The 25,955-nt window shown below is 35.2% G+C and carries 21 protein-coding genes; 13 read left to right on the top strand and 8 right to left on the bottom strand.

Going from position 1 to position 25,955, the window contains the following annotated elements:
• Nucleotides 1–229: 229 nt before the first annotated feature.
• Complete coding sequence (locus SM124_RS19925; RefSeq protein WP_407691429.1) at nt 230–1,294, bottom strand: lactonase family protein; 1,065 nt, start codon at nt 1,292–1,294, stop codon at nt 230–232.
• Nucleotides 1,295–1,519: 225 nt separating this feature from the next.
• Here SM124_RS19925 and SM124_RS19920 point away from each other — a divergent pair, with 225 nt between their 5' ends.
• Together SM124_RS19920 and SM124_RS19915 are read left to right on the top strand one after the other, a co-directional pair.
• Nucleotides 1,520–2,224: a winged helix-turn-helix domain-containing protein gene (locus SM124_RS19920; RefSeq protein ID WP_322448291.1), complete on the top strand. Its 705-nt coding sequence runs from the start codon at nt 1,520–1,522 to the stop codon at nt 2,222–2,224.
• Nucleotides 2,214–3,626, top strand: a complete 1,413-nt coding sequence (locus SM124_RS19915; RefSeq protein ID WP_322448290.1) for an ATP-binding protein — start codon at nt 2,214–2,216, stop codon at nt 3,624–3,626. Before SM124_RS19920 ends, SM124_RS19915 begins: the two co-directional genes overlap by 11 nt.
• A gap of 100 nt (nt 3,627–3,726) precedes the next feature.
• On the opposite strand, the gene SM124_RS19910 is transcribed toward SM124_RS19915, so the two are convergent.
• Nucleotides 3,727–4,224 carry a hypothetical protein gene (locus tag SM124_RS19910; protein WP_322448289.1) on the bottom strand — a complete coding sequence of 166 codons (498 nt, stop codon included), beginning with the start codon at nt 4,222–4,224 and terminating at the stop codon, nt 3,727–3,729.
• Entirely contained in the window at nt 4,217–5,737 is a 1,521-nt protein-coding gene (locus SM124_RS19905; protein WP_322448306.1) for a GGDEF domain-containing protein, read from the bottom strand. Before SM124_RS19905 ends, SM124_RS19910 begins: the two co-directional genes overlap by 8 nt.
• Nucleotides 5,738–5,898: 161 nt before the next feature.
• Between SM124_RS19905 and SM124_RS19900 the strand changes: the two genes are divergently transcribed.
• The 8 genes from SM124_RS19900 to SM124_RS19865 all read left to right on the top strand — a co-directional run bounded on the left by SM124_RS19900 (nt 5,899) and on the right by SM124_RS19865 (nt 15,249).
• A complete protein-coding gene (locus SM124_RS19900; protein ID WP_322448288.1) occupies nt 5,899–6,462 on the top strand; it encodes a flavin reductase family protein in 564 nt (187 codons plus the stop codon).
• A 25-nt stretch (nt 6,463–6,487) separates the two neighbouring features.
• Nucleotides 6,488–7,105: an NUDIX hydrolase gene (locus SM124_RS19895; protein ID WP_322448287.1), complete on the top strand. Its 618-nt coding sequence runs from the start codon at nt 6,488–6,490 to the stop codon at nt 7,103–7,105.
• Between the two features lie 75 nt (nt 7,106–7,180).
• The gene (locus SM124_RS19890) at nt 7,181–8,689 is read left to right on the top strand and encodes a glycoside hydrolase family 32 protein (protein WP_322448286.1); all 1,509 of its coding nucleotides are present in this window, start codon (nt 7,181–7,183) and stop codon (nt 8,687–8,689) included.
• A gap of 151 nt (nt 8,690–8,840) precedes the next feature.
• The gene (locus SM124_RS19885; RefSeq protein WP_322448285.1) at nt 8,841–9,158 is read left to right on the top strand and encodes a hypothetical protein; all 318 of its coding nucleotides are present in this window, start codon (nt 8,841–8,843) and stop codon (nt 9,156–9,158) included.
• A 248-nt stretch (nt 9,159–9,406) separates the two neighbouring features.
• Complete coding sequence (locus tag SM124_RS19880) at nt 9,407–10,672, top strand: extracellular solute-binding protein (protein ID WP_322448284.1); 1,266 nt, start codon at nt 9,407–9,409, stop codon at nt 10,670–10,672.
• A 120-nt stretch (nt 10,673–10,792) separates the two neighbouring features.
• The gene (locus tag SM124_RS19875; RefSeq protein ID WP_322448283.1) at nt 10,793–12,007 is read left to right on the top strand and encodes a carbohydrate ABC transporter permease; all 1,215 of its coding nucleotides are present in this window, start codon (nt 10,793–10,795) and stop codon (nt 12,005–12,007) included.
• Nucleotides 12,008–12,022: 15 nt separating this feature from the next.
• Nucleotides 12,023–12,856 carry a carbohydrate ABC transporter permease gene (locus SM124_RS19870; RefSeq protein WP_322448282.1) on the top strand — a complete coding sequence of 278 codons (834 nt, stop codon included), beginning with the start codon at nt 12,023–12,025 and terminating at the stop codon, nt 12,854–12,856.
• Nucleotides 12,857–12,951: 95 nt separating this feature from the next.
• On the top strand, nt 12,952–15,249 hold the full coding sequence (locus SM124_RS19865; RefSeq protein ID WP_322448281.1) for a glycoside hydrolase family 65 protein: 2,298 nt from the start codon (nt 12,952–12,954) through the stop codon (nt 15,247–15,249).
• 102 nt (nt 15,250–15,351) lie between these two features.
• Here SM124_RS19865 and SM124_RS19860 read toward each other — a convergent pair whose 3' ends face one another.
• Together SM124_RS19860 and SM124_RS19855 are read right to left on the bottom strand one after the other, a co-directional pair.
• Nucleotides 15,352–16,077 carry a DUF421 domain-containing protein gene (locus tag SM124_RS19860; protein WP_322448280.1) on the bottom strand — a complete coding sequence of 242 codons (726 nt, stop codon included), beginning with the start codon at nt 16,075–16,077 and terminating at the stop codon, nt 15,352–15,354.
• 81 nt (nt 16,078–16,158) lie between these two features.
• Complete coding sequence (locus SM124_RS19855; RefSeq protein WP_322448279.1) at nt 16,159–16,989, bottom strand: DUF2935 domain-containing protein; 831 nt, start codon at nt 16,987–16,989, stop codon at nt 16,159–16,161.
• A gap of 386 nt (nt 16,990–17,375) precedes the next feature.
• Here SM124_RS19855 and SM124_RS19850 point away from each other — a divergent pair, with 386 nt between their 5' ends.
• Nucleotides 17,376–20,426: an efflux RND transporter permease subunit gene (locus SM124_RS19850; protein ID WP_322448278.1), complete on the top strand. Its 3,051-nt coding sequence runs from the start codon at nt 17,376–17,378 to the stop codon at nt 20,424–20,426.
• A 67-nt stretch (nt 20,427–20,493) separates the two neighbouring features.
• On the opposite strand, the gene SM124_RS19845 is transcribed toward SM124_RS19850, so the two are convergent.
• Nucleotides 20,494–21,147 carry a spore coat protein gene (locus SM124_RS19845; RefSeq protein WP_407691428.1) on the bottom strand — a complete coding sequence of 218 codons (654 nt, stop codon included), beginning with the start codon at nt 21,145–21,147 and terminating at the stop codon, nt 20,494–20,496.
• Nucleotides 21,148–21,230: 83 nt separating this feature from the next.
• Entirely contained in the window at nt 21,231–21,920 is a 690-nt protein-coding gene (locus tag SM124_RS19840) for a DNA-3-methyladenine glycosylase (protein WP_322448304.1), read from the bottom strand.
• Between the two features lie 400 nt (nt 21,921–22,320).
• On the opposite strand from SM124_RS19840, the gene proC reads away from it, so the two are divergent.
• Nucleotides 22,321–23,130: a pyrroline-5-carboxylate reductase gene (gene proC, locus SM124_RS19835; protein WP_322448277.1), complete on the top strand. Its 810-nt coding sequence runs from the start codon at nt 22,321–22,323 to the stop codon at nt 23,128–23,130.
• 69 nt (nt 23,131–23,199) lie between these two features.
• On the opposite strand, the gene SM124_RS19830 is transcribed toward proC, so the two are convergent.
• Complete coding sequence (locus tag SM124_RS19830) at nt 23,200–24,456, bottom strand: ATP-binding protein (protein ID WP_322448276.1); 1,257 nt, start codon at nt 24,454–24,456, stop codon at nt 23,200–23,202.
• Between the two features lie 202 nt (nt 24,457–24,658).
• Here SM124_RS19830 and SM124_RS19825 point away from each other — a divergent pair, with 202 nt between their 5' ends.
• The gene (locus SM124_RS19825; protein WP_322448275.1) at nt 24,659–25,675 is read left to right on the top strand and encodes a phosphotransferase enzyme family protein; all 1,017 of its coding nucleotides are present in this window, start codon (nt 24,659–24,661) and stop codon (nt 25,673–25,675) included.
• Nucleotides 25,676–25,955 lie beyond the last annotated feature (280 nt).

Raw genomic sequence — 25,955 nt, 5'->3', positions numbered from 1 at the left:
GTAATTATCGAGATTTTCTAGCGGAAGTTTATAAACAAAACTTCGGCTTCACTGATTGGGAATACATTAATCAGATTACGAGTTTTATGTCTATTCATGTGAATAATCAATACTTTAATATTAATACCTTTCTCATGTTTACCACTCTATCCATTTTTATAGCTATTGTGATCCACTTGTTAAAAAATAATAAAAGCCTTGGAGCTTAACATCCGAGGCTTATTAATCGTTAAATCTTAATAAATTTAACACAAACAGGGTCTGGTACTTTTACATCAGACTGTAACATTGTAAGTAATCCAGTTTCCTTGTTTCGAGAGTAAAGGACAAGGTTGCTGGAGTTTTGATTTGTCGCAACTAGGAAGTCTTCGGAAGGGTCTAATACAAAGTCCCTCGGCCAGTTGCCGTAAGTAGAGGTATGCTCAATAAAAGTAAGGGTTCCATTGTCAGCATTCACAGAAAATACAGCAATGCTATCATGTCCACGATTAGCAGCATAAACAAATCGTCCATCAGAAGATAGATGGATTGCACTTCCTTGGTTATTTTCAGTAAAATCGGTTGGAAGTGTAGAAATCGTTTGAATCTCCGTAAAATGTCCATCCTCTGAGTGGTACTTTAACACAACTACCTCAGAGCTAAATTCTGTCATTAAATAAGCAAGTGACTGATTTAAGGGATGGAAAACTAAGTGTCTAGGACCACTTCCAGGTTTTACTGTAAATATACTTTTTTCTACAAGGTTTCCTTCATTAAGGCTATAAGATATAACTTGATCAGTCCCTAAATCAACAGCCACGACATATTTTTCATCAGGTGTAAATGCTGCATAATGGGTATGTGGTTTCTCTTGTCTTTCATCTGGGCCAGAGCCATGGTGATAGACAATGGAGGAAGGAAGATTAATGGTTCCATCTTCACTGACCAAATAGGATTCTACTGTTCCTTTATGGTAATTTGCAGAAAACACATTTCGGTTAGCAATTCCAACACTAACATGGCAAGGTGGTGCCCCTTCTAACACTTGCTGATTTAACTTCTGGAGTTCTCCCGTTGCACTCTTTAGAGAAAACGCTGCGACTCCGCCTGACTCACCTTCTTTAACAACCGAATATAAAGATTGATTGTCTTCACTGATGGTTAAGTAGGTAGGGTTGTCAATTGTAGCTGCTAGTTTTACATTTTTAATTGTTGCTTGCTCTTTATCTAAAGTGAAAGAATAAATCCCATCACTTTCACCTTTGGTATATGTACCGACATAGCCGATATACGAACTTTGAGACATGCTGTAAATCCTCCTAAAAATGATTTCTTTTATCATAACATAAGTAATCTTCAATATTATTTCCTAAAGAATCCCTTTCGTAACAAAAATAGTTATGAACAAACTATGGCCGATATATTTCGTAGATATTAACAAAAGGGGAAGATTTAGTTTATTAGTTGATAAACAAGACAAATAGTTTTAAGTTATAGGAAATAAGACTTTTTTAATTGTACTGAACACGGAGTGAAGTGAATGAAAATATTAGTGATAGAAGATAACGAAAGTGTTTGTTCAATGATTGAGATGTTTTTTGCAAAGGAAGGAATTGAAGGAACCTTTGTTCATGATGGCTTAGAAGGGTTTAATCAGTTTAAATCGGATAACTGGGATGCCTTAATTATAGACTGGATGTTACCTAGTATGGATGGGGTTCAACTTTGTAGGAAAATTAGAATGGAAGGTAGCCATGTTCCGATTATTATGCTGACAGCAAAAGATAGCGAGTCCGACCAAGTGTTAGGTCTTGAAATGGGAGCAGATGATTATGTAACCAAGCCCTTTAGTCCTTTAGCTTTAATGGCCCGAATTAGAGCTGTTACACGTAGATATAATAGTTCAAGTCAGGAAAGTGTTGAGCCTGGTCTAATACAAACTCAGCATTTTAAGATTAGTAAGGAATCTAGAGAAGTAACCCTTAATGGAGAAAGGGTGACGAATCTAACCCCAAAAGAATTTGATTTGCTTTATTATTTCATCCAGCATCCTCGCCAGGTTTTTACAAGGGAACAGCTTTTAGAAAGAGTGTGGGGCTATTCGTTTTATGGAGATGAAAGAACCGTAGATGTTCATATCAAACGTTTAAGAAAAAAAATAGGTACAGCCACTCAGCCGTTTTTACATACGGTTTGGGGAATAGGGTATAAGTTTGATGAAACTAGGGTGGAAGATGAGAATTAAATATTTTTATCAACAGTTTAGCAGTCATATAGGCATCATTGTGGTAGCTTTTTTAATCTTAAGCTTGTTGTTTTCTCACTATGTTGAAAGACTTGTGTATGAAAACAAAACAGAAGAACTGATGACTTACGGTGAGAACATCCTAAAGGATATACAATTTAGCAGACTAAGGACGGAGCAAATTATTTATCAATATGAGAATGTGCTTATCGGTAGAAATATTCACTTTAGTGTATTTGATTTAAATGCTAAAATTCTAAACCCTAGCACTGGTAAGCATGCCCCCGCGATGAAGTTAACCGAAGATGAATGGGAGAAAATTACCCATGGAGAGACCGTTGTAGTTAGACAGGACTTAAAGAGGTTTGAACAAGAAGTGTCTTTGGTGGCTCTCCCTTATATTGTCAATGGAGAGTTTATTGGGGGAATATTACTTACTTCTCCTATAAGTGGATCAAGGGAAATGGTTACGGATTTTAATCAGTTTTTAATATACACCATTCTAATCGCTCTTTCTATATCATTTTTATTAAGTTTAATCTTATCCAGAATACATGTGAATCGTATTAAACGTATTCAGGAGGCTACTTCACTAGTATCAGCTGGGAATTATAATGTAAGTGTTCCCTCTAGTAATTTTGACGAAATAGGAGAATTAGCAGAAGACTTCAATCAAATGGTCAAAAAGTTGAATGCCTCAATGGAGGAAATTGAAAGCTTAGAGAATCGTAGACGACAGTTTATGGCTGATGTTTCCCATGAGATGAGAACGCCTTTAACCACAATTAGTGGCGTTATTGAGGGACTTCGTAGTGATATGATTCCAGAGTCTGAAAAGGAAAGAGGCATTCAATTAGTAAGTAAAGAAACAAAGAGGTTAATACGATTAGTAAACGAAAACCTTGACTATGAAAAGATTAGATCCAATCAAGTAAAATTGTTTAAGGAAGAAATTCAGTTGCTAGAGGCTTTTGAAATCATTCAAGAACAGTTAGAAAGTCAAGCAGCAGATAAGAATAATCAAATTATGATTGATGTTCATGAAGAGATTACGGTTTATGCCGACTATGATAGACTGATACAAATTTTAATTAACATTACGAAAAATAGTATTCAATTTACGCAAGACGGGACCATTTGGTTGAAAGGAAGAGCGGAAAATCGGGAGTGTGTCATTGAAATTGAAGACACGGGCATAGGTATTAATCCGGAAGATATTGAAAACATTTGGAGAAGATTCTATAAAGCAGACTTATCGAGGACCACCATTCCTTATGGAGAGTTTGGTCTAGGGTTGTCGATTGTGAAAAAGTTAATTGATTTACATGATGGGCAAGTAGAGGTTACAAGTAAGATAGATCAAGGCGCCAAGTTTACCATTAGGTTGCCTCTGATGAAGTAACCACTGCTTAATTATAACCAAAAGTGGCGGAGTCTTAATTGAACTCTGCCACTTTTGGTTTATGGTTCTTTTCTTTATCTTGTCAGTAAAACTAAGACAATCAAGAAATTTCATATCTTCCTATTTGTATTTGCTTAAATACTTCTTCACGAATTTCCTTAATGGTTTTAGGGTGGATAAGCTTACAAATACTAATCTTGAAATTAGTTTCATCTGATATTTTACCTTCGTTTTCCCATTTATCGAGAGAAGGTAATCTAAAGTTTTCAATTGGTAAATAACCAAGTTCTAATCGATTCTTATTTGAATGAATCCAAATTTTTATGCCCTTTAATTTAGGAAAAAGGTAACAGGAATAATCTTGTTCTATTACTAAATCCTCTATTTTTGCATTTCTAACCTCAGGTAAGTTACTAGGTAATGAGATAAAATAAATAATTTGATCCAAGGAATAATGTAATTCCTTCACTTTAAATCCTAATCTCTTACTAACCGCTTTTGTATAATTCCTAGTAGCAAAAATGTAAAACTGTGAGCTGAATAGGATCATCGTCAGAAAAAAGAGTAATATGCCTATTAAAAAATATAGATTATTCATGAGGAACATACTCCTTTAATAAAACTACTTTATTTTTACCTGTTTCCTTTGCCTTGTATAGAGCACGGTCAGCTGCATCAATCAAATCGTTTTTAGACTGAATCATTAGACTTTCAGTAGAAGCAATTCCTAAGCTTATGGTGAGTGTACCAGTAGGTTGCTTTTCTTCACCTGGAAAAACAGTTTGTTCAACATTTTTTCTGATAGTCTCACCAATAAGGTAGGCTTCTTCAAGAGTGGTATTGGGTAGTAAGGCAACGAACTCTTCACCGCCAAAGCGGAAAGAGTAATCTCCAGTACGAATTGATTGGTGGAATACTTTTGCTAGTTGCATTAAGACTTCGTTTCCTAGTAAATGCCCATTTTTATCATTATAGACTTTGAAATAGTCTATATCGAAAATAATTAGTGAAAGTGGATTAGTTATTGAGATACTTTGAAAATACTGTTCAAAAATAGACTGAAAAGCTCGTTGATTATGTAGACCCGTTAATCCATCTTTTAAAGCCATTTCTTCAATTTGGTTATAAAGGCTTGTATGATTAATGGCAATAGCTGCTTGGTTCGCTAACGGGATAACATACTCTAATTCTAGTAAAGTAATGGGTTTTTGATTTACAATATTATCAATGAATAAGATACCGATGTTCTTCCCTTGAGTGATCAACGGAATAACGGCAAATTCTTTTGTGTTAAAAATATTTTTAAAGAATACTTGTATCTCATCCTTTTCATTTATTCGATCGACTAGTATCGGTTGATGAGTTAAGAGAGCTTGGCCAAAAATGTTGTTTTTATCAAAGGGAATTTCAATTGTTTTTAATATACTATTTAACTCTGGGTCGGTTAAATTATGCTGAAAATTGTATGTAATTAAATCTTTAAGCTTTAGTTTTTCAGCTGAAATCGCTTCCCAAACGTTGTAACCTGATTCAATATCCATTGGACCAACACCAAGGATTCCGGTTAGTGTATTTGTCTCTTCATTATGGAGAAAAATCATAGCTCTATTAAACCCAAGACCGTGACCAGCTGTAACTGAGGTTAATATGGTCGTTAAGAGCTTGTCTCTTTGTAGCGTTTGTTGCATTCGGACGCTGACTTCACTGAAAACGTGGAAATATTTAGATTGTTTTAAAAGTACCTTATTCCACTGATCATTCTCTTCTTTTTGTTTATTAATGTACTTAACGGCAAATCCAATAACTACACCAAACAACAAATAGAGTGGTAACACTAGTAACTCCTCACCTATTTGAAGGTGTAGGAATGCGTAACTAATACTAGCCGAGCCGATACCTCCCCATATTTGAAAAGCATATGATGAACTAAAAATAAAGATTAATAACATCCAAGTGAGAGGGCTTACATCAATGAATGTTGCATAAACCTCTACTAGGAATAATGAGGAAAAGGTAAATATAATTTTGTTTGTAATTGGATTAAAATGAAAACGAATTAGGTTAATTGATAAAGCTAGAACAATTGATAAGAATAAAAAGAGAACGTACATCTCCAAAATGACACCCCAAATCCATCTTCTATATAATTAATTTTACCAAGTTTTTAATATAGGAAAATAGTCTATTTAAAAATATTATAAAAAATTTTTAAAGGTGAATCGTTTTGTAGCAAAGAGATAGAAAAAATAAATAAAATGTAGGAGGCGATAAAATGTTACAACGAGTGAATCAAACTGTTATGCACAGTTATCCTGGGATGGTAGCACTTGTTACAGTAAATCACCAAAATGAAAAAAATATAATGGCTGCAGGCTGGCATACCTATATTTCGTACGAACCACCTATTTATGGAGTTGCAATAGGTCGTGAACGTTATACTTTTGAATTGTTAAAAGCAGAAGGAGCTTTTGCTATTAATTTTCTATCACTTGAATATGCTGGCTTTATTCAGCAAGCAGGTGTATTTTCAGGGAAAGATGTAGATAAGTTTGATATTGGAAACATGGATTATGTAGAAGGTGTAGAAACGGGTGCACCTATCTTAAAAAATGCCTATGTTGCGTATGAATGTAAAACACTTGATAGAAATACATATGGGGATCACGACTTTTTTGTAGGAGAGATCGTCCAATTTTACCGTGATGAAGAGAAGTTTTTAACGAACGGTCTTCCTAATTTTAAAGAACTGTCCATACCATTGTATATTGGCCGTTCTACTTATTCTGCTGTTACAGTAGATAGTCCCTTTATCGAACACCGCATGAGTGAAAAATAAATTATGTAAACGAGGTGGAGAAACGATGGAAATAGGCAATATTGTATCTAAAATTAATACAAGGGCTCCTAAAATACTTGGGAGTGAAGGATTTACAAAGTTCTCTGTTCTCGTCCCGTTAGTTGAAATTAATCAAGAACCTCATATACTATTTGAAGTTCGCTCCTTAAAGCTAAGGAGACAGCCTGGTGAAATTTGTTTTCCAGGTGGGAGACTAGACAAAAGTGATCGAGACGAACAACATACGGCTGTCAGGGAAACATCAGAGGAGTTAGGAATAAAGGAGCAATCCATCCGTGACATATTACCATTAGATTATATGGTTTCGCCTTTTGGAACAATTATCTATCCATATATTGGTGTGATTGAAAAGGAACATTCCATTATTCCAAATAAAGATGAAGTAGAAGAAATATTTACGATCCCACTCTCCGTTTTAAAAACGATGAAACCGGATGTTCACTTCATTAATTTTAAAATAGAACCAAATCAAGGTTTTCCATACGAATTAATTAGCGGCGGAGAAGACTATAATTGGCAAACTCGACAGATGGAAGAGTATTTTTACTACTATGAAGATAGGGTAATCTGGGGATTAACAGCGAAAATACTCAAACACTTTCTAGAAAGAATAAATAGTTAAACTCATTTCTATAAGTTAGCTTATATTTGCTATATTGTTATATACAACAAGCAGTTTAAACATGAGGTGAAAAAGATGAACGATAAACATAAAAATTTAATCAAATTGGCCCATCAATCAATAGAGGAAGCGAGAAAAAGTGTTGAGGATAATCATTGGAGTATGAACTTTCATATGGCTCCACCGTCCTATTGGATGAATGATCCAAATGGGTTCTGCTATTTTAATGGAGAATACCATTTATTTTATCAGCATCACCCTTTTTCTCCAGAGTGGGGGCCCATGTACTGGGGGCATGCTAAAAGCAAAGACTTAAGTAGTTGGGAACACCTACCGATCGCTTTAGCTCCTAGTGAAAACTATGATAAGGATGGCTGCTTTTCCGGAAGTGCAATCGAAAAAGATGGTAAGCTTTATTTAATGTATACAGGAAATGTATGGACAGGTAATAACCATGATACTGATTTATTACAGGTCCAATGTTTGGCCGTTAGTCAAGATGGTATTCATTTTGAAAAAATTTCCGAGAATCCAGTTATTGAACAGGCACCAGAGGGAGATATCCATCCATTTCACTTTAGAGATCCTAAGGTTTGGAAGCATGAAGAGGTTTATTATTGTGTATTAGGTTCAAGAACAAAAGATCATGTTGGACAAGTTCTTCTCTATCGTTCTTTAGACTTAATTAAATGGGACTTTATCAATGTTGCAGCTAAAGGGGAAGGTAACTTTGGTTATATGTGGGAGTGTCCTGATATCTTTCCACTAGATGATTATGATGTGTTGATGATGTCTCCTCAAGGAATGAAAGAGGAAGAATATTTGTATCACAACTTGCATCAATCCGGATATGTTTTAGGGAAATTGGATTATGAAAAAGGAATACTGGAACACGGAGAATTTCAATTATTAGACTACGGCTTCGATGTCTATGCACCACAAACAGCAATAGATGAAGAAGGGCGTAGGATCATGATAGCCTGGATGGCAATGTGGGAAAGCGAAATGCCTGAGCAAAGTCATAAGTGGGCAGGTGCTATGACCATTCCAAGGGTGCTAACCATTGAAGAAGGTCAAATCGTCAGCCGCCCTGTTCCGGAGCTGAAAACCCTCAGACAACAAGGGGATAGTATAGGAAATAAGTTAATATTGGGAGAACATAGACTTCAAGGCTTTGAAGGGGACTCCTATGAATTAGAACTTGTTATCGATGCAAAAGGAGCAAATGAGTTTGGAATTAAGCTAAGAGTGGATGAGGACCAAACAGAGGAAACAGTATTTACATATAATCGTTCAGAGGGAATGTTTACATTTGACCGAAACAAATCAGGGAAAGGGCCAAAAGGCGTTAGACGAGCTCCGGTAAATTTAGTAGAAAACAAGCTTCACCTCCATTTTTTTGTAGACCGTTCCTCAATAGAAGTTTTTATTAATGATGGGGCTAAAACGATGACAGGGCGAATTTATCCTGAAAAAAAATCGTTAGGAATCATGTTGTTTAGTGATCAAGAAGTGGAAGTTACACATTTAAATAAATGGAATTTGAATAAGAGTATAAAGCCTTACGTTTGTAACGAAGAATAATGAGGCAGTCTAGGTTAAGTTTTAAACCATTTATACTAAAAGTCATTTGTTTGTCAAAAACCTTTGAATAAATAGTGAAATCATGGGATTTGTAGCCAATTTGTCCGACTGATTTTTTATAATATGAGTGAACCTATAGGAGGTGCTTATAGTGAATATAACGACCATTATTGAACTTGATAATAAAGAAGTTGAAAAGATGGCAGATGCAAAAATGGTTTTTGCCCACGAACAAATCAATGAACAGATTGTCCAAACATGTGTAGAGGGTTTCCAGCTAGCAAATGGAGATAAGATTGAAACAGATGATGCCCTTCAAAAAGTATTTGATCAATTAAAAAAAGATGGAATCGTCCCTGAAGAAATTGAAGACTTTTCTTATGAAATGCCTTCTTGTGAAAGAATTAAGAAAGAAGTATATAGTGAAAATGATTTACCACAAAATGTGGTTATCTCTTTTATCTCATAATAATAAGTAATAATTTTATTCTACAAATGACTGACGCTATGTATCTCCATATTTGGAGGTGCGTAGCGTCAGTTTTTTTATTGAGGTATTCTAATTAATTCCGGTTTTAAAGAAACCCTAAATATTTTTTAAAAATAGGGAAATAGTAAAAAAGGCAGTTTATTCTTCCAATTTAGGGAGAATGACCAATTGAAATTTATAAAGTAACATCTTACCTTATTAAATTTAGAAAATTAGGAGGAAGAAGGATGAAACGTTTTAAGGCAAAATGGCTAGCTATAATGTTAGCGATGAGCGTTAGTTTAGTTGGCTGTAATACGGCAACGGATAATGGTAATGAAAATACAGGCGACCAAGGTGATAACGCAGGAGGGGGAGAGCAGGTCACATTAAAGTTTGCTGCTCAAAATGATAATACCCCAGCAACAAAAGCATTAATTGAAGAGTTTAATAAACAAAATGATAAATACGATATTGAGTGGGTTGAAATGACGAATGACTCAGCTCAAATGCATGACCAATTACTAAATTCACTTTCAGCAGGTTCATCAGAATATGATGTCTTATCTCTAGATGTTGTGTGGGCAGGTGAATTTGCTGGTGCTGGATACTTAGAACCGATAGATGTACGCATGAAAGAAGGCGATATGAACAAAGAGGATTTCAATGCTGGTTCAATGGCCTCTGGGAATTATAAAGGTAAGCAATATACATTACCATTTTTCCCTGACTTAGGTTTACTGTACTACAGAAAAGATATTGTTAGTAAAGAAGATGCATCTAAATTAGATAGTGGAAGCTATACTTATGACGATCTATATGGAATGGCTGAAAAGTATACAGGTGAAGGTGGAACAGATGCTGGTTTTGTCTACCAGTCTAAGCAATATGAAGGATTAACAGTAAATGTAACAGAGTTTTCAAAAGGATATTCTGATATCAGTGGTGGACTAGAAACGATGCGCAAGTTCTCAACAGCTGCGTTTTCTCCAAAGAACATATTAAACTTTACAGAAGGTGAAGTTCATACAACCTTTGAACAAGGAAAAGCTGTATTTGCACGTAACTGGCCATATCAATTTGGACGTATTAAAGGCCAAGAAGAGGGAGTAAATGTAACGGTTGATAATGTAGGGATTGCACCACTTCCGAACGGCGGAGCAGTTGGAGGTTGGTTATTAAGTATTAATAAAAGTTCAAAAAATGTAGATGGTGCATGGGAATTTGTAAAATTTGCGGCAGGTCCTGAAGGGCAAAAAATCATGTCTACTCAAGGTGGATATTTACCTGGTTACAACGCTTTATTAGATGATGAGGAAGTAAAATCAGCAAACGACATGCTTACTTATGAAGGATTCCAGAATGCCCTTAAGGCAACAATTGCTCGTCCAGTTTCACCTAACTATTCAAAAGTTTCCGATACAATTCAAGTACAGGCACACAAGTATTTAAGCTCAGGTGAAGGCCTAGATGATGCTAGTAGTGCAATCGAAGAGGCTGTTAAAACCGAATAACCGTTTCATTATAATTTTTTGACTGTATCCCGATTGGTTTGTAGAGGGGTCTGACCCTATTAGTTTGGGTCAGACCTCTTTGTTTAAGCATTGATAATAGCTTAGGAAAGGGTGAAAAGGATGAAAAAGCTGGGGTTTAAGGAATTTTTGTTTATCCTTCCAACGATTTTATTATTAGGGGTCTTCTCTTTATGGCCAGTCATTCAATCATTGTCCTATACCTTCTTTGACTACCAATTAAATAACCAACAAAAAGCCGGACTATATTTAAGCGAACGCTTCAATGTCAGTTTATTTAATGAAACACAGATGTATGTTTCCATGTTTTTAGAAGAGGAACTCACGAACATTACAGATTCAAATGACCAAGCGGGTGTAAATGATGCCATTTCTAAAATAGAGGAAGTAAGTACTCAATTTAAAGAAGAGCAAGGCGTTATTACCATTAGTGCGGAACAGAGAGAACAAATAGAGAACCTTCATCAAGATGTTTCTTCATTAGTCGCCACGCTAAATGAGAAGTATGAGCTTATTTATCAAGAGGATTTACCTGCATTAGTAGATGATTTTCAGAATAGTATCATTCCATCCAACTTTGTTGGCCTAAAAGGTTTTACAAGTGCCTTTTCGGATTCTAGAATTGGAATTGCATTAGGAAACACGTTGATTTTTACGGTGGTGTCTGTATTTTTTGAGTTAATCTTAGGTCTTGGTTTAGCTTTAATTTTAAATAAAGCTATTTTTGGACAAGGGGTTATTCGTACGACATCATTAATTCCTTGGGCAATCCCTACCGCGGTGGCCGCTCTCATGTGGAGTTACTTATATGATGGAAGTAGTGGAATCGTTGCTTTATTTTTCGAAAATATCGGTCTTGTACGAGATTCAAGAGATTTATTATTATCGGGTACAGGTGCGATGTTTTCGACTATTTTAGCTGACGTATGGAAAACCACTCCTTATATGGCCTTGTTATTATTAGCTGGATTACAAAACATCCCTGGCTCCTTATATGAAGCTTCTTCAATAGATGGAGCAACAAAAATACAATCGTTTTTTCTTGTCACTTTACCGTTGTTAAAACCTTCTATTTTAGTTGCATTGCTCTTCCGTACTCTAGATGCTTTCCGAGTATTTGATTTGATTTTCGTTTTGACGGGTGGAGGACCAGGAGGAGCTACCGAAACTTTATCGATTTATACATACAAGGTGATGTTTGGCCAAACCAACTTTGGATACGGTTCAATCATCGTTATGCTTATGTTTGTATGTGTAGCTCTTATTGCCATACTGTTTGTGAAAATACTTGGGGCAAATCTAATGGAGAAAAGCTAGGAGGAGGAAATCAACATGGAGTCATCGAAGAGAAAACTCTTGCTTGTATTTGGTATATTTGTGGTCTTGTATTTATTTATCATGGTTTTTCCTTTCTTCTGGATCTTTATTACATCGTTTAAAACATCAGGTGAAATTTTTGGAGAAGGGGCATTCAGGGTCATCCCTCAAGATCCAACTTTAAGAAATTACATTACCGTACTATTTGAAAAAGGAATATTAAATGGAATTAAAAATAGTTTAATCGTAGCAACTGTAACGACTGTTTATGTTATAGTAGTAGCGACTTTTACTGCTTATGCCATTTCACGTTTTGAGTTTAAAGGAAAGAACATCCTGCTTGGATTAATACTAGCTGTTTCTATGTTTCCACAGATGATTATTACAGGACCAGTTTATAATATGTTCCTTGATTTAAACTTACTGAACAGCTATGCCATTGTCCTACCTTATTCAACCATTACACTACCGATGGCCGTATGGATATTGGTTACTCATTTTAACCAGATTCCGCTTGCATTAGAGGAGTCGGCAAGAATTGACGGAGCAACACCATTCCAAACTCTATATAAAATCGTCTTCCCATTAGCTGCACCAGGTGTTTTTACCACAGCTATTATTACGTTTATTTCAGCTTGGAATGAGTTTTTATTAACGATTACCCTCAATTCAAATCAAAGGTATCATACGGTCCCTGTTGCTATTTCTTTTTTGAGAACACAATTTGAAATTCTTTGGGGAGAGGTGGCAGCAGCTACGGCGATTGTTACCATTCCAACATTAATAATCGTCTTATTTTTCCAAAAGCAGATTGTATCTGGACTTACATCTGGTGGGGTAAAAGAATAATCTATGGAGTTCTGTAATGCCTTTTCAGACAAACGATAAAAAATGTTAGATATTGAAAGCAGTGGAGATTGATTAACAATAGAGGTGGCTTATTAATGACGTGGAGTATTAAGTCCAATAGATTGAATGTTGAAGACCTGTTAACAGAAGAGAGCTTATATTTTACTGGGAACGGTTATTTAGGTGTTAGAGGTAACTTTGAAGAAGGTTATACAGAAGAAGCAAAGACCATACGTGGAACTTACATAAATGCATTCCATGATATTACGGATATTACTTATGGTGAGAAGCTTTATGCATTTCCGGAAACGCAGCAAAAGCTTTTGAATATTATTGATAGTCAAACGATAAAAGTGGCACTTGTTCATGATGGTGAGGAAGAGTGGTTTTCCCTATTCGGGAAGTCAGGTGAAGTAATTTCTTATGAAAGAGCACTTCACTTTGATAAAGGTTATTCGGAGAGACATATACACTGGAAATCACCATCTGGAAAAGAAGTGAAAATTCATTTTAAAAGATTAGTTTCGTTCAATCATTTAGAGTTTTTTATTCAAGAAATAGAAGTAGAACCAGTAAACTTTAATGGGATTGTTAAAATTTTTTCTAATGTAAATGGGGATGTTTCTAATTTTGTTGATAAAAATGATCCTCGTGTTGCCTCAGGACATGCTAAAAGGCTAGAGGTAACAGAAAGTAAGTTAGAGGGAAGTGTTGCCGCCGTTGAAGTGGAGACCTATCGTTCTAAGCTAAGAGCGGCATGTGCTGCTTCTTATCAGCTGTCTGTAGAAGGAGAAATCAACCATAAAGAAGGCACACAGTCCATCGAAACGATCTTTACCTTTGATTTAGCAGAAAAGGTTACTTTTACAAAAACTAGTGTTTTTACGGATACGTTAAGACATGGCGATCATCCCATTCAGACGGCTATTGAACTTCATGCAAAGATTGGAAATCAAACTTTTAGCCATTGGTTGGAAAACCAAGAAAACTATTTAAAAGATTTCTGGAAACATGCTGGTATCGAGATTAAAGGGGATGAATCTCTCCAAGAGGGACTACGCTTTAACCTTTATCATTTATTGCAATCAGCCGGACGTGATCGTTACTCGAACATTTCTGCAAAAGGTCTTTCAGGTGAAGGATATGAAGGACATTATTTCTGGGATACAGAGATATATATGGTCCCAGTGTTCTTAATGACTAAACCGGACTTGGCCAAACAACTTCTATTATATCGCTATTCGATTTTGGATGGAGCTAGAAACCGTGCGAAAGAAATGGGACATAAACAAGGAGCACTTTTTCCATGGAGAACCATTTCCGGATCAGAAAGTTCCGCTTATTTTCCGGCAGGAACGGCTCAATATCACATAAGTGCAGATGTTGCTTATAGCTATATTCAATATTTTTTAGCAACAAATGACCTTGAATTTTTAAGGGATTTTGGAGCGGAAGTATTGATTGAGACTGCAAGACTTTGGATAGATACGGGACATTATCATGATGGGAAATTTAAAATTGATGCCGTGACAGGACCGGATGAGTATACATGTATTGTAAATAATAACTATTATACAAATGTAATGGCTAAGCATAATTTAAAATGGGCGGCTAAATCATTGTCATTATTAAAAGAAAGATATCCGGAGCAATACGGAGGATTAATAAAGCGTTTAAATATCGGAGGAAATGAAGAGTCTTCATGGGAAGAAGCTGCGGAGAAAATGTATCTTCCTTTTGATGAAAGCTTAAATATTAACCCCCAAGATGATACTTTTCTACAGAAAGCAATTTGGGATTTTGAACATACACCGGAGGATCATTATCCATTGTTGTTAAATTACCATCCGCTCACATTGTATCGTTATCAAGTATGTAAACAAGCGGATACAGTCCTTGCTCACTTTTTATTAGAGGACGAGCAAGATATGTCGGTCATTAAAAAATCATTTGATTATTATGAGAAGATTACAACCCACGATTCTTCTTTATCTTCATGTGTATTTAGCATCATGGCTGCAAAAGTAGGATATTATGACAAGGCTTATGATTACTTTATTGAGACTGCACGCCTAGACCTTGATAATACCCATGGAAATACAAAAGATGGTCTCCATATGGCGAACATGGGTGGAACATGGATGGCCATTGTATTTGGATTTGCTGGACTGCGAGTGAAAGAATCTGGGATCTATTTTAATCCGTCTATTCCGAAACAGTGGGATTCTCTCGCATTTTCCCTTCAATTTCAAGGTCGACTGCTTAAAATATCAATTGATAAAAACAACGTAAACGTAACGATTGAAGAAGGAAACAATTTAGAAGTAATGATTTATGAGCAATCTTACGAGGTGAGCGGAGATAAAGCTTTAGAGGTACCATTACGAAGCTGACAAAAAAATAATTCGAAACTAATTAAAGTGGGACGAGGAATTAATATACTCGTTCCACTTTTCTACGTTATTAAAAGCAACTTTTCCCTTAAATGCCCGATGCTAATGAAGGATTAAAGGATATGTAGGTTTATTTTTATCGTCCTTTAAAGAAAAATGAATCTCATGTGCTTGATTCACTGAGGCAAAAAAGACGGATTGAACATCGGTTACTCCTTGATTGAAAAGTTGTTTTTTCAACCATTGCTCATTTAAATTTAATGAAGATAATACATTTTGATATAACACTCCATCTATGATAACGGGAAGTTCTAGGCCATTATTTTTTGAAGTGGAGTGAAGATGCTCTACTCTCGTAACCTCCTTTGAAGGAATTAGTTTGACTGACAGTTTTCCATTTGCTTCAATAATAGCTAATTCCACATCACTAACATTAAATACATTTTCCTCACGTAGCATTTGTAAGACATTATCAAGAGAATATTTTATTTCTTTCATATTATTCACTTGAAATTCACCTTTATAGATCACAATGGTCGGCTCAAAGGTTAGTAATCTGCCAACTTTTCTATGGTTAATTTTCAGTTTTGATACGAAATATTGAAGAAGTCCAATGGCAATTACAGCAATAAAAGTAAAAAGATGATTTACAGCAGGATCCGCAATATCTGCCCCCACAACCGAGCCCAATACAAGAATGGTTAAAAAGTCAAAGACAGGAAGCTCTCCTATTGAACGTTTTCCCATCATTAATGTAACCACTAATAATAAAGGTAAGATGGTATAAATTCTTCCCAGTACTTTTAGTAAATCTATGACATGATCCAATTAAAAACACCCCATATTCTCCTAAATATTAGTAGGTTGACCAATCTACCAAGATTTAAGACGGTATGAGGTGAAATTTCCCTATTTTAACTGACGATAATCCTTCTTACTTAAACCACATGCTGGATATTCAATTTGCGGTGCATAGTAGGAAAGCTTTTTCATGAAATAACAGGATTCCGGGAAATGGTGTTCTAAAAATCGTAAAGTGGATTGGTTAATTAGGGCATTATTTTTATAAAGCTGAATGGTTCTTTGAACGATTAGATTAAATTTTACAACCGAAGCAGCTACTTCATGTGCAAATCTGATTTGAATAGGGAAGCCCTGTTGAGCGAAAAGTAAATAACCTTTCATAGCGGTATTCTTAACAATATGTTGAGAGAATTCACCTCTTAGGACATTGGCTTGCTGAATAATATCAAACTCCACCCCATCAAGCATTCTAGTAATTAGTAATACGTGACCAAGCTGGTCTTGAAGCCATAGATCTAGTAAGGCCGTAAAAGAAAGTGGTTCAAAGTCTGATCCCACTATGTAATGCTGTAAGATTCTTAAATACTCCCTATTTTCGCTCAATGTTCCATTAAGATAGGACGGTGTCAAATTTAGGTTTACTTGGTTATTAAGTCGGAGATTCAACATATGTCCTTCAAAAAGATAATATTGAGAAGAAACCTCATATGCCCTTTTGGCAAAATTAATCATTTCTTGTGAATTCAGGGCCATTCCAGGTCTTAAATTAGCTAACTCCCTTTGAACCTGCTGAAACCAGTAAATAAATTGCTGTGCTTGATTGACCCATACCGTTTCGGCAGGGGATAGGTAATCTCTAATAAAGTAAGCATGGTCCTCTAATATCTCTAACCAAAATTGATGCTCTTCGAGGGGATTGATTGGTACATAAGCCATTTAATTTTCCTCCCTATTGCGGATTACATACTTTTATTAATCCTTATTAGAAAAATTTTGTTTCATTCCATCTATCTTTAAAAGTTATGTAAGCTTTTGAAGTTCGATAGTTTAATCGGTTTGACAACCAAGTAAGTCTCAGGTCTTAGAAAAAGATAAAGCTACAGGATGTTTTTGGAAATCCTTTTGTCGGATAAGATAATGATTAGATGAAGGTGACCAAATGAAAGGAGAATATCGGGATATAAGTAGTAATTAAAGTTTATGTAATTATAGACATAATACCCATATTATGTATATAATTCTAAACTGAGTGTGTTTTTTGAGGACGGTATAGTTTAAAAGTAATAGGTAATTTTGTTTATATAATATTGGGAGGAACAGAGATGAATTTAATTAAATTTATTGTTAATAGAAAAATATTGATTGGTTTAATGACCGTGCTAGTTCTATTAGTGGGGAGTTATTCTGTATTAAAACTAGATAAGGAATTACTACCATCACTAGAATTTGACGGAGCTTATGTCGTTATTGATGCAGGAGATATGGCAGCAATTGAAGTAGAAAGAACAATTACCACCCCTTTAGAGAAACAAATAAAAGGAATAGATGGGGTTGAAGAGGTAACTTCAACAACCAATGTTGGCAGAATTAACTTAGATGTTACCTTTGAGAGCGGCAGAGGAGAAGAGCTATATAAGGAATTAGAGTCAGTGGTAACATCCTCAACATCTGACATGTCAGGGGTTAAAGACGTTTTCTCAGGACAATATGGAACTAGTCAAAGCTATGACTTCTTTATGGATGTGTCCGGGAGCAACATGGAAGAAATCACTTCATTTGCCAAAAACGTTTTAGAACCAAGATTAGAAGATTTAAAGGAAGTTAGAGATGTAAATTTATCAGGAATACAAGAACATGAAATCACGATTGAAATTAAACGAAACAAAATTAATGATAACTCTCTAGATGTTTCACAAGTTCTAAGTATTATCCAACAATCAAATACGGAAGCAACCCTTGGAGAGCTAAGTGCTGAAAAAGATTCTTCCTCTTTAAGATGGAACACAAAGTTAGAAAATGTTGAAGACATTAAAAAAATAAAAATTCCTACACAAACGGGATATATTGAATTAAAAGAAATTGCAGACGTATCGATGAAACCTTTAGAAGCGTCATCTAATGTGTGGAAAAATGGATCAAAGGAATTTATCTTTGTTGAAGTTGGCAGAGTTTCTGATGCTACTCAAATTGAGATGGCCGAAGCAGTACGTGCTGAAATTAAAAAGATTAGAGACGAAAAGCTAATTCAAGGATTTGAATTAAATGAAATGGTGGCACAAGCTGATTATGTGAAAGAGTCCATTGACGGTGTTACTTCGAATATCGTTATTGGTGGGGTAATTGCAGTTGTTATTCTACTGTTATTCTTAAGAAACATAAGAGCAACCATAATTGTTGGGCTTTCTATTCCTACATCAGTATTGTTAACTTTTGCTTCCATGTGGGTATTCGATTATAGCTTTAATATTCTTACATTAATTGGTTTAGGTTTGGGAATTGGGATGATGGTAGACTCATCTATCGTAATCTTAGAATCTATATATAGAAAGAAAGAGCAAGGGATTAAAAGTTTTGAAGCCGTTATTGAGGGAACGAAAGAAGTAGCTTCAGCCGTTATTTCGTCTATGTTAACAACGATTGTAGTATTTTTACCAATCGGTTTACTAGGTGGGGAAATGGGTCAATTTATGATAATGTTATCCGCAGTTGTAGCTATTACTTTAGTTAGTTCTGTAGTTGTTTCATTTACACTCATTCCTTCGTTATCAGAGAAATTTTTAAAACTAGGAAAAACAGCCAAAGGAAATCAAAAAGAAGGCGCTCTTCTAAAAGGATACAGTAATTTAGTAGCTTGGGTTGTAAAGAAGAAACGATATAGCTTTGCTGTTATAGGGATTTTCTTCTTAATGTTTGCTGGTTCTCTTTTATTGGTGACGAAAATTCCAATGACCATTATGCCAGATATGTTAAATCGTTATGCGGAGTATATGGTTCAAATTGATACAGGTTTGTCAAACAATGAAAAAGAGGAATTAGTAGAGGAAATGAATAAGACGTTGTTGTCCATTAAAGACGTAGAATCGAACTATGTAATGGATAATGGAAACATGCTTTATACAGTTATTAATATGACAAAGGAAGAAGATATTACAAGAGAACAAAAAGAGGTAAATGAAGATATTCTTAGCTCATTAAGAGAACTTGAAAAATCTCACCCTGTAACTGGAGTTAGTGCGGCAATGTCCGGTGGTGGAGGCTATCCGGTTCAAGTAATCATTAAAGGCGAAAATTTTGAGGAATTAAAAGCTCTTGCTAATGATTTTTCTAATGATTTGAAGGATATTAAAGGAATTGTAGGAGTAAAAAGTTCAATTGAACGTACTTCTATAGAACAAGTAATTGAATTAAAACCAAAGGCAATAGAAGATGCTGGTCTTACTCAAATGCAGATTAAACAATTTATTGAGCAAGCTATGTTGAAAATGCCTGTTGGTGAATTAGCGGTTAACGAGGAAAATGTTCCAGTCATCCTTAAATGGGAAGAAGAAACGGATAATAAAACAAAGCTACTCGACCTAAAAGTTCCTACTGCAAATGGAGAGAAAAAATTATCTACTTTTATTGAATTAAAAGCTGTGGATACACCAAATGAGATTACTCATCAAGATGGAGAAAGATATATCTCTGTTTCTGCAGATATTAAAGGTAGAGATTTAGGGGCTATTAACCGTGATGTTCAAAAAGCGATTGATGATTTTAATGCGCCAAAAGGATATTCTGTTTCTGTTGCTGGTGACCTTCAGCAACAACAAGAATTAATGAACGAAATGATTTTAATACTAGGTATTGCAATGTTCTTAGTTTACATGGTTATGGCTGTTCAGTTTAACCACTTAATACACCCAGTTGTTGTTATGTCAGTTATACCAATGACGATTGTTGGAGTTATCCTTGGATTATTTTTAACTCAACGTGAATTAAGTGTTATGTCCGGTATGGGGATTATTATGTTAATTGGGATTGTACTAAATAATGCTATCCTTCTTATTGATCGAACGAATCAACTTAGAAATGAAGGGTATAATGTTCAAGATGCGTTAGTGGAGGCGGGGAAAAACCGAATTCGTCCAATCTTTATGACAACTTTAACAACGGTTGGTGGGATGTTACCGTTAGCGTTAGCATCGGGAACCTCAGGAAATTATCAAGCTCCTATGGCAACGGTTATTATTTCAGGGTTAATGTTTGCTACTTTAATTACACTATTGTTAATTCCAGCTGTTTATCGAATTTTTGGATCAATCGGTAGCGGTTTTGGTAAGAAAAGAAAGGGCAGTAAATTAGAATCTGCTGATGTAACAGAGGTAGCATAAAATTGGTTAAGTTTTAATTTAAAGAGGCTCTACTCAAGTGAAGTAGAGCCTCTTTTGTGTATTTTTACTACTGGATCATATTACTTTGAGGATTCATTCCTTGAGTTCCGTTCGCAGGTGCATATGCATTAATCATTTGCTGCATATCCTGTTCCTTTAGTTGTGGAACTTGATAATATTTATGTTTGTTTTGATATAAGAAGATTTCGTACGCCATCTCTAAATAGTTAGGAATACTATCTTGTAATACACGTCTAACAATTGGATTTGTTGCTTCACCGGCAGTCATCGTCATTGATGAAGCCGTCGTTTTCATACAGCTAAGCATAAGTGAAGAGATACATTTGTCTCCGATTTCAGATGCTTGTTGGTTCGGTTTAGTAGGTTGAGAAGGTTTTAAACCATAAATAACATCATTAGACTGGTTCATCATATAGCTAGTCGTAGGATGAGAAGGGTCCTGACCAGTTTTAAAACATTCAACCAAGACATTATATTGATCTGTAATGAATTGACGCTGACGGTTTAAAATATCCATTAATTCTGGGTCTTTAATTTGTTGTTCAAACATTAAATAAGAGTTAAGGGCACCAAGTGTTCCAGAAAGTACTTCATGAACATCAAGTACCTCGTGTGCACCGTGATTTACAGGAGAAGCGATTGAACCTGATCCCATCATGTTGTTCGTACCAGCCGTTTGCATGTTTGTTTGTTGTTGCATGCGTCTCTACCCCCACCGATGTATTTTGTACAGTAAAAACCATACGTCTCTATTATGTAGAATGTGCTTTAGCATCATACAGATTAGATGTTAGTAAATTTTAGCTGAAATATACCAGCATAAAATAAAGACAACACTTCATATGCTTCCTTTGTATGTCTAGATACATATTCGTTACCTGCAACCCAAAAGCGCCAAGGATAATCCCTCGCTTCCCCGCTGTTTTCAATACCAATTCGCTTTCCTACAGAAATTCCTTCAGGAGTAAACCCCTCACATATGGTTAGTGGAGATTTCAGAAAGGTTTTACCGTAGTCCTCCATTGTAATACCTAATGCTTTTGTTAATTTACCGGGTCCATTAGTTAGGTTTTTCCCCGCTAGCATCTTACGCCGTTTCTTCATTAATTCAATTCCACTATGAGGTTCTAATGCTCTTATTAACACGGCCTCAGGTCTATCGATATCCCCACTAACTACGTTCACTAAGCAATGAGTATGCATGACATATGTATAAACAGATCCAGCTTCAGCAAACATGATTTCCGTTCTTTTCGTTCGACGATTCAAGTAGCTATGTGCGGCTTGATCCTCTGGCCCTATGTATGCTTCCGTTTCCACAATATACCCTGAAGCTGTGCCTTCCTCTGTTTGTTTTACTAACAGACATCCAAGGAGAGATTTAGCTAGCTCAAGAGTCGGTTGCCTGTAAAATTCTATATCTTTAACAGTAAAATCAACAATAATGCCATTATCTAATGTAATCGGAATAATGTTACTCAAAATTAGCTGATACCTCCTTTAACTTTATTTAATTCAGTAATGATATAAATACTCATATCGCTCACATTAAAGTAACGGTAATACAAGAATTAATTTAAAAAAGTAATTAATAATATATAGATGAGTTGATTGGAGCGGAGGACACTTGACTCCTGCAGGATTAGAGGGAATGGGAGACCCCACAGGCGGTAAGCCGAGGAGGCTCCCATCCCTCCCTGCGGAAAGCAAGTGTCTGGAGCGGAAATCAACGGGCAGAGTTTATAAGTCCATCTTGATAGAGAAAATATTATACAAGGAGCCTTAAAGTTTTATTTTCAACATTCCAAAATACATTATGTAACCATTTTCAAGTATAATAGCAAAAGCGACGATTTTAGGATGTGAGATATGAATGAATAAAAACATAGGATTCATTGGCTGTGGGAAGATGGCTAAGGCCATGATAGAGGGGATTATTGGTTCAGGGAATATTAACGCTGACCAAATTAAAGTAAGTACAAAAACTGAAAACAGTTTACAAACAATAGAAGAACTTTTCCCAATACATACTGCACTTGAAAATAAGGAAGTGGCTAGTTGGGCTGATTATTTAGTGTTAGCTATTAAACCGGACCAACACCAAGAGGTAATCAAGGAAATTAAAGATTCATTATCTTATACCACTGTGATTATTACTATTGCAGCGGGCATTACACTTGAAGCACTTGAGAATTTATTTGGCAGAAAAATTAAAGCGGTTAGAACGATGCCTAATACTCCTTCTTTGGTAAGAGAAGGAATGAGTGCTGTTACATATAATCCTTATGTATCAACTGAAGAAAGGGAAGATTTGATTACCATTTTTAACTGTTTCGGTAAAGTGGAAGAAGTGGAAGAGGGGTTAATGGACAGTATTCCCGCCATTAGCGGGTCATCTCCAGCATATGTATATATGTTCATTGAAGCACTTGCCGATGGCGGTGTTAAGCAAGGTATTGCTCGGGATCAGGCATATAAACTAGCTGCTCAAGCCGTACTTGGTGCAGCAAAGATGGTCTTAGAAACAGGAATACATCCAGGTGAGTTAAAGGACCAAGTCTGTACTCCAGGTGGGGCAACCATTGAAGCTGTTGCTACCCTAGAAGAAAAGGGCTTACGTTCAGCGGTGTTAAGTGCAATGGAAAGCTGTACGAACAAGGTCCAGTCACTTAGTCAAAAATAGCTTTTAAATCATTTCTTTTAGTGAAAAAACAGATGTTAACCAGCATCTGTTTTTTTTATAGAAATCATATCAAATCTTTATAGTTGGAATAGAAATAATAAAATGTGTTCCTTTCCCAACTTTACTTTTAATTTCAACTTTCCCATTCATTCCTTCAATAATTCGAAAGACAACCATCATACCAAGACCCGTTCCTTTTCCTTCTTTTGTTGAGAAATATGGTTCACCTAAACGAGCTACTTCCTCTTCTGTCATACCGATGCCACTATCAACGATATGAATGTAACAGAAGTTAGTTGTTATATCTAAACGAATAGATAAAATTCCACCTTGAGGCATTGCTTCCACACCGTTTTTTAAAATATTAATTAAGCATTGTTGGACTTTTGAAGCGTCTCCCTTTACGGGCGCATCTTCTTTTCCATCTAATAGGACTCTGACAGAATAATGATTGGCATAAGGAATGATTAGTTCCACAGCTTTATTAATAACATCTTTTATATAAATAGTATTTATATCAGAAGGGTGGGGTTTGGCAAAAGTAAGATAGTCACTAATAATCACTTCAGCTCGGTTTAGCTCTTCTAAAGCGGTATCTAAGTAATAGCTTCTTTTGATAGGTTCAATATTGTGATCCTTTAATAACTGTAAAAATCCTCGAGTAACAGTAAGAGGATTCCGAACCTCGTGGCTAATACTTGCAGCAAGCTGAGAGATTACCTCCATTTTTTCGGACTTTAAAACAGCCATGTGGAGCAAATGATTTTTTATAATTAATTCACTCGAAAAGGCAATCATAACTGCTCCGATCGTTTGTGTAATTGCAAACATGAAGATAAAATATGGGTCAAAGTCAAATCCCATAAAGAATATTGGAAATACGAAAGAAGCCGCAGAAAAGAGAATAGTTAAAAGCATAACGGTCAGTAATTTATCCTTTGTTCTCCATCTTTTATACATAGAGGATAGTAAACTAGTCGTTATGGTTACCAGGGCAAAAACATAGAGGGTATTATAAACTCCTGCACCTCCAATAGGCATCCTGATAGCTAGTAAAAATAGAAATAGAAAAATACTTACTCTTGGTCCGCCATATAAACCACCTAGTAAAATGGGTATTAAACGAAAATCATATATGAACTGTCCTTGAATTTGAATAGTAAAGACCATCGCCAATATCATTTGAAATATAGCTATAAAGAATAGTAGTTTTAATTTATTTTTATCATAAAAAGACCGATATCGATCGGTAACAGCTACTTGGAAAATTAGCATGGTGGATAACAATATTAAAAGATTCAATAACAAGTCCTTCATATAATCCATATAAGATCTCCAATATGTAAAAATTAGTTACTTTTACCCAATTTTACCTAAAGGTTTGATTCCACAACAAGCCACTTCGTCAGACAAATTCCGACTAATTATTACAATGGTATTACAAGTGATCAGCAGCAGTAATGCAATTGACATACTAACGAATGTTAGGTAATCTTTAATGGATTACCAATTAAAGGATGGAAATATTATGTTAAAAGAGATAGAAATGTTATTTAATGAAGATATTTTAAGAGGTTTTTGTGATCGATATGAGGTTAGTATTCAAGATATTAACATGCTTGGGGGTTTTGATAGCTTCGTATATGAGTATGAAAGAGATGGTCAAGATTTTATTTTAAAAATCACTCACAGCTTGCGTAGAACATCAAACTATATTTATGGTGAAGTGGAATGGCTGAACTATATGGGGGATAACGGAGTTCGGGTATCAAGGGCTATTCCTTCCAAGCAAGGTAATTTAATTGAAATGATTGGAGATGAAGTGTCTTACTTTATGGCCATTTGTTATGAAAAAGCTGTTGGTGAATTACCTAATGAAAGTCACTGGAATAAAGACCTATTTGAAGAATGGGGAAGAATTACTGGACAACTTCATAGGCTCACGAAAAACTATCAATTAAACGATGCAACTTATAAAAGAAATGAGTGGCATGAAGAAGAACATCTTCAAATTGAAAAATATATACCAATGGAACAAGATATCGTGTTAGAAAAATCTAAGGCATTAATTAATAGAATAAAAGAATTACCAAAGACTGTAGTTTCATATGGAGTGATTCATGGAGATATTCATCATTTGAACTTTTATGTGGATTCAAATAATCATATAAATCTTTTTGATTTTGATGATATTGCCTACAATTATTTCATTAATGATATTGCTGTTATTTTATTCTATGCTTATTGGAGACCATTAAAGGAACATGAGGATGATCAAGAATTTGTAGATTCGTTCTTAAAAAGTTTCTTAACGGGTTATTTATCTGAAAATGAGCTGGATCTTGACTGGTTAAAACAATTGCCTGACTTTTTAAGATTAAGGCATTTAACTCAGTATATCGTGCTTCTACAATCCGTTGACCTTGATCAGTTGGAAGAAGGAGAGAAAGATTTCCTAAACCACCTTAAAGTTGTTATTGAAAAAGATTACCCTATTGTTGATTTCCCGTTCGAGCAATTTGTGGACAATTATAATATAAAATAATTCTTCTTAAAACCCAACTTTAATGGAAACATTATAGTTGGGTTTTTTTTGAAAAAATACGAAAATTAGTGAAATTATTGGTTGTTTTAATTGTTAAAAACAATGAAATTTACGTAGTTTTGTCCTAAACAAGAATGCAAGAATTTCCGGTCTTTTTTCACATACACTTGCTTGTTTTAAGCGTTTAATAAGATTAAAATTAATTATTACGATATTAAGTAAGAAACCTTGTTAAGTTAACAAATGAACTATTTTTGGATTAATGGTATATAGCTTTTTC

The sequence above is a fragment of the Robertmurraya mangrovi genome (assembly GCF_034427655.1).
GTDB lineage: Bacteria > Bacillota > Bacilli > Bacillales > Cytobacillaceae > Robertmurraya_A > Robertmurraya_A mangrovi.
This window is presented reverse-complemented; position numbering and strand designations above follow the sequence as displayed.

Bases quoted from the DNA above. Each gene is read 5' to 3' on its own strand.
- SM124_RS19920 (WP_322448291.1), top strand. From the start codon at position 1,520: ATGAAAATATTAGTGATAGAAGATAACGAAAGTGTTTGTTCAATGATT.
- SM124_RS19915 (WP_322448290.1), top strand. From the start codon at position 2,214: ATGAGAATTAAATATTTTTATCAACAGTTTAGCAGTCATATAGGCATC.
- SM124_RS19910 (WP_322448289.1), bottom strand. From the start codon at position 4,224: ATGAATAATCTATATTTTTTAATAGGCATATTACTCTTTTTTCTGACG.
- SM124_RS19905 (WP_322448306.1), bottom strand. From the start codon at position 5,737: ATGTACGTTCTCTTTTTATTCTTATCAATTGTTCTAGCTTTATCAATT.
- SM124_RS19900 (WP_322448288.1), top strand. From the start codon at position 5,899: ATGTTACAACGAGTGAATCAAACTGTTATGCACAGTTATCCTGGGATG.
- SM124_RS19895 (WP_322448287.1), top strand. From the start codon at position 6,488: ATGGAAATAGGCAATATTGTATCTAAAATTAATACAAGGGCTCCTAAA.
- SM124_RS19890 (WP_322448286.1), top strand. From the start codon at position 7,181: ATGAACGATAAACATAAAAATTTAATCAAATTGGCCCATCAATCAATA.
- SM124_RS19880 (WP_322448284.1), top strand. From the start codon at position 9,407: ATGAAACGTTTTAAGGCAAAATGGCTAGCTATAATGTTAGCGATGAGC.
- SM124_RS19875 (WP_322448283.1), top strand. From the start codon at position 10,793: ATGAAAAAGCTGGGGTTTAAGGAATTTTTGTTTATCCTTCCAACGATT.
- SM124_RS19870 (WP_322448282.1), top strand. From the start codon at position 12,023: ATGGAGTCATCGAAGAGAAAACTCTTGCTTGTATTTGGTATATTTGTG.
- SM124_RS19865 (WP_322448281.1), top strand. From the start codon at position 12,952: ATGACGTGGAGTATTAAGTCCAATAGATTGAATGTTGAAGACCTGTTA.
- SM124_RS19855 (WP_322448279.1), bottom strand. From the start codon at position 16,989: ATGGCTTATGTACCAATCAATCCCCTCGAAGAGCATCAATTTTGGTTA.
- SM124_RS19850 (WP_322448278.1), top strand. From the start codon at position 17,376: ATGAATTTAATTAAATTTATTGTTAATAGAAAAATATTGATTGGTTTA.
- SM124_RS19845 (WP_407691428.1), bottom strand. From the start codon at position 21,147: ATGCAACAACAAACAAACATGCAAACGGCTGGTACGAACAACATGATG.
- proC (WP_322448277.1), top strand. From the start codon at position 22,321: ATGAATAAAAACATAGGATTCATTGGCTGTGGGAAGATGGCTAAGGCC.
- SM124_RS19830 (WP_322448276.1), bottom strand. From the start codon at position 24,456: ATGGATTATATGAAGGACTTGTTATTGAATCTTTTAATATTGTTATCC.
- SM124_RS19825 (WP_322448275.1), top strand. From the start codon at position 24,659: ATGTTAAAAGAGATAGAAATGTTATTTAATGAAGATATTTTAAGAGGT.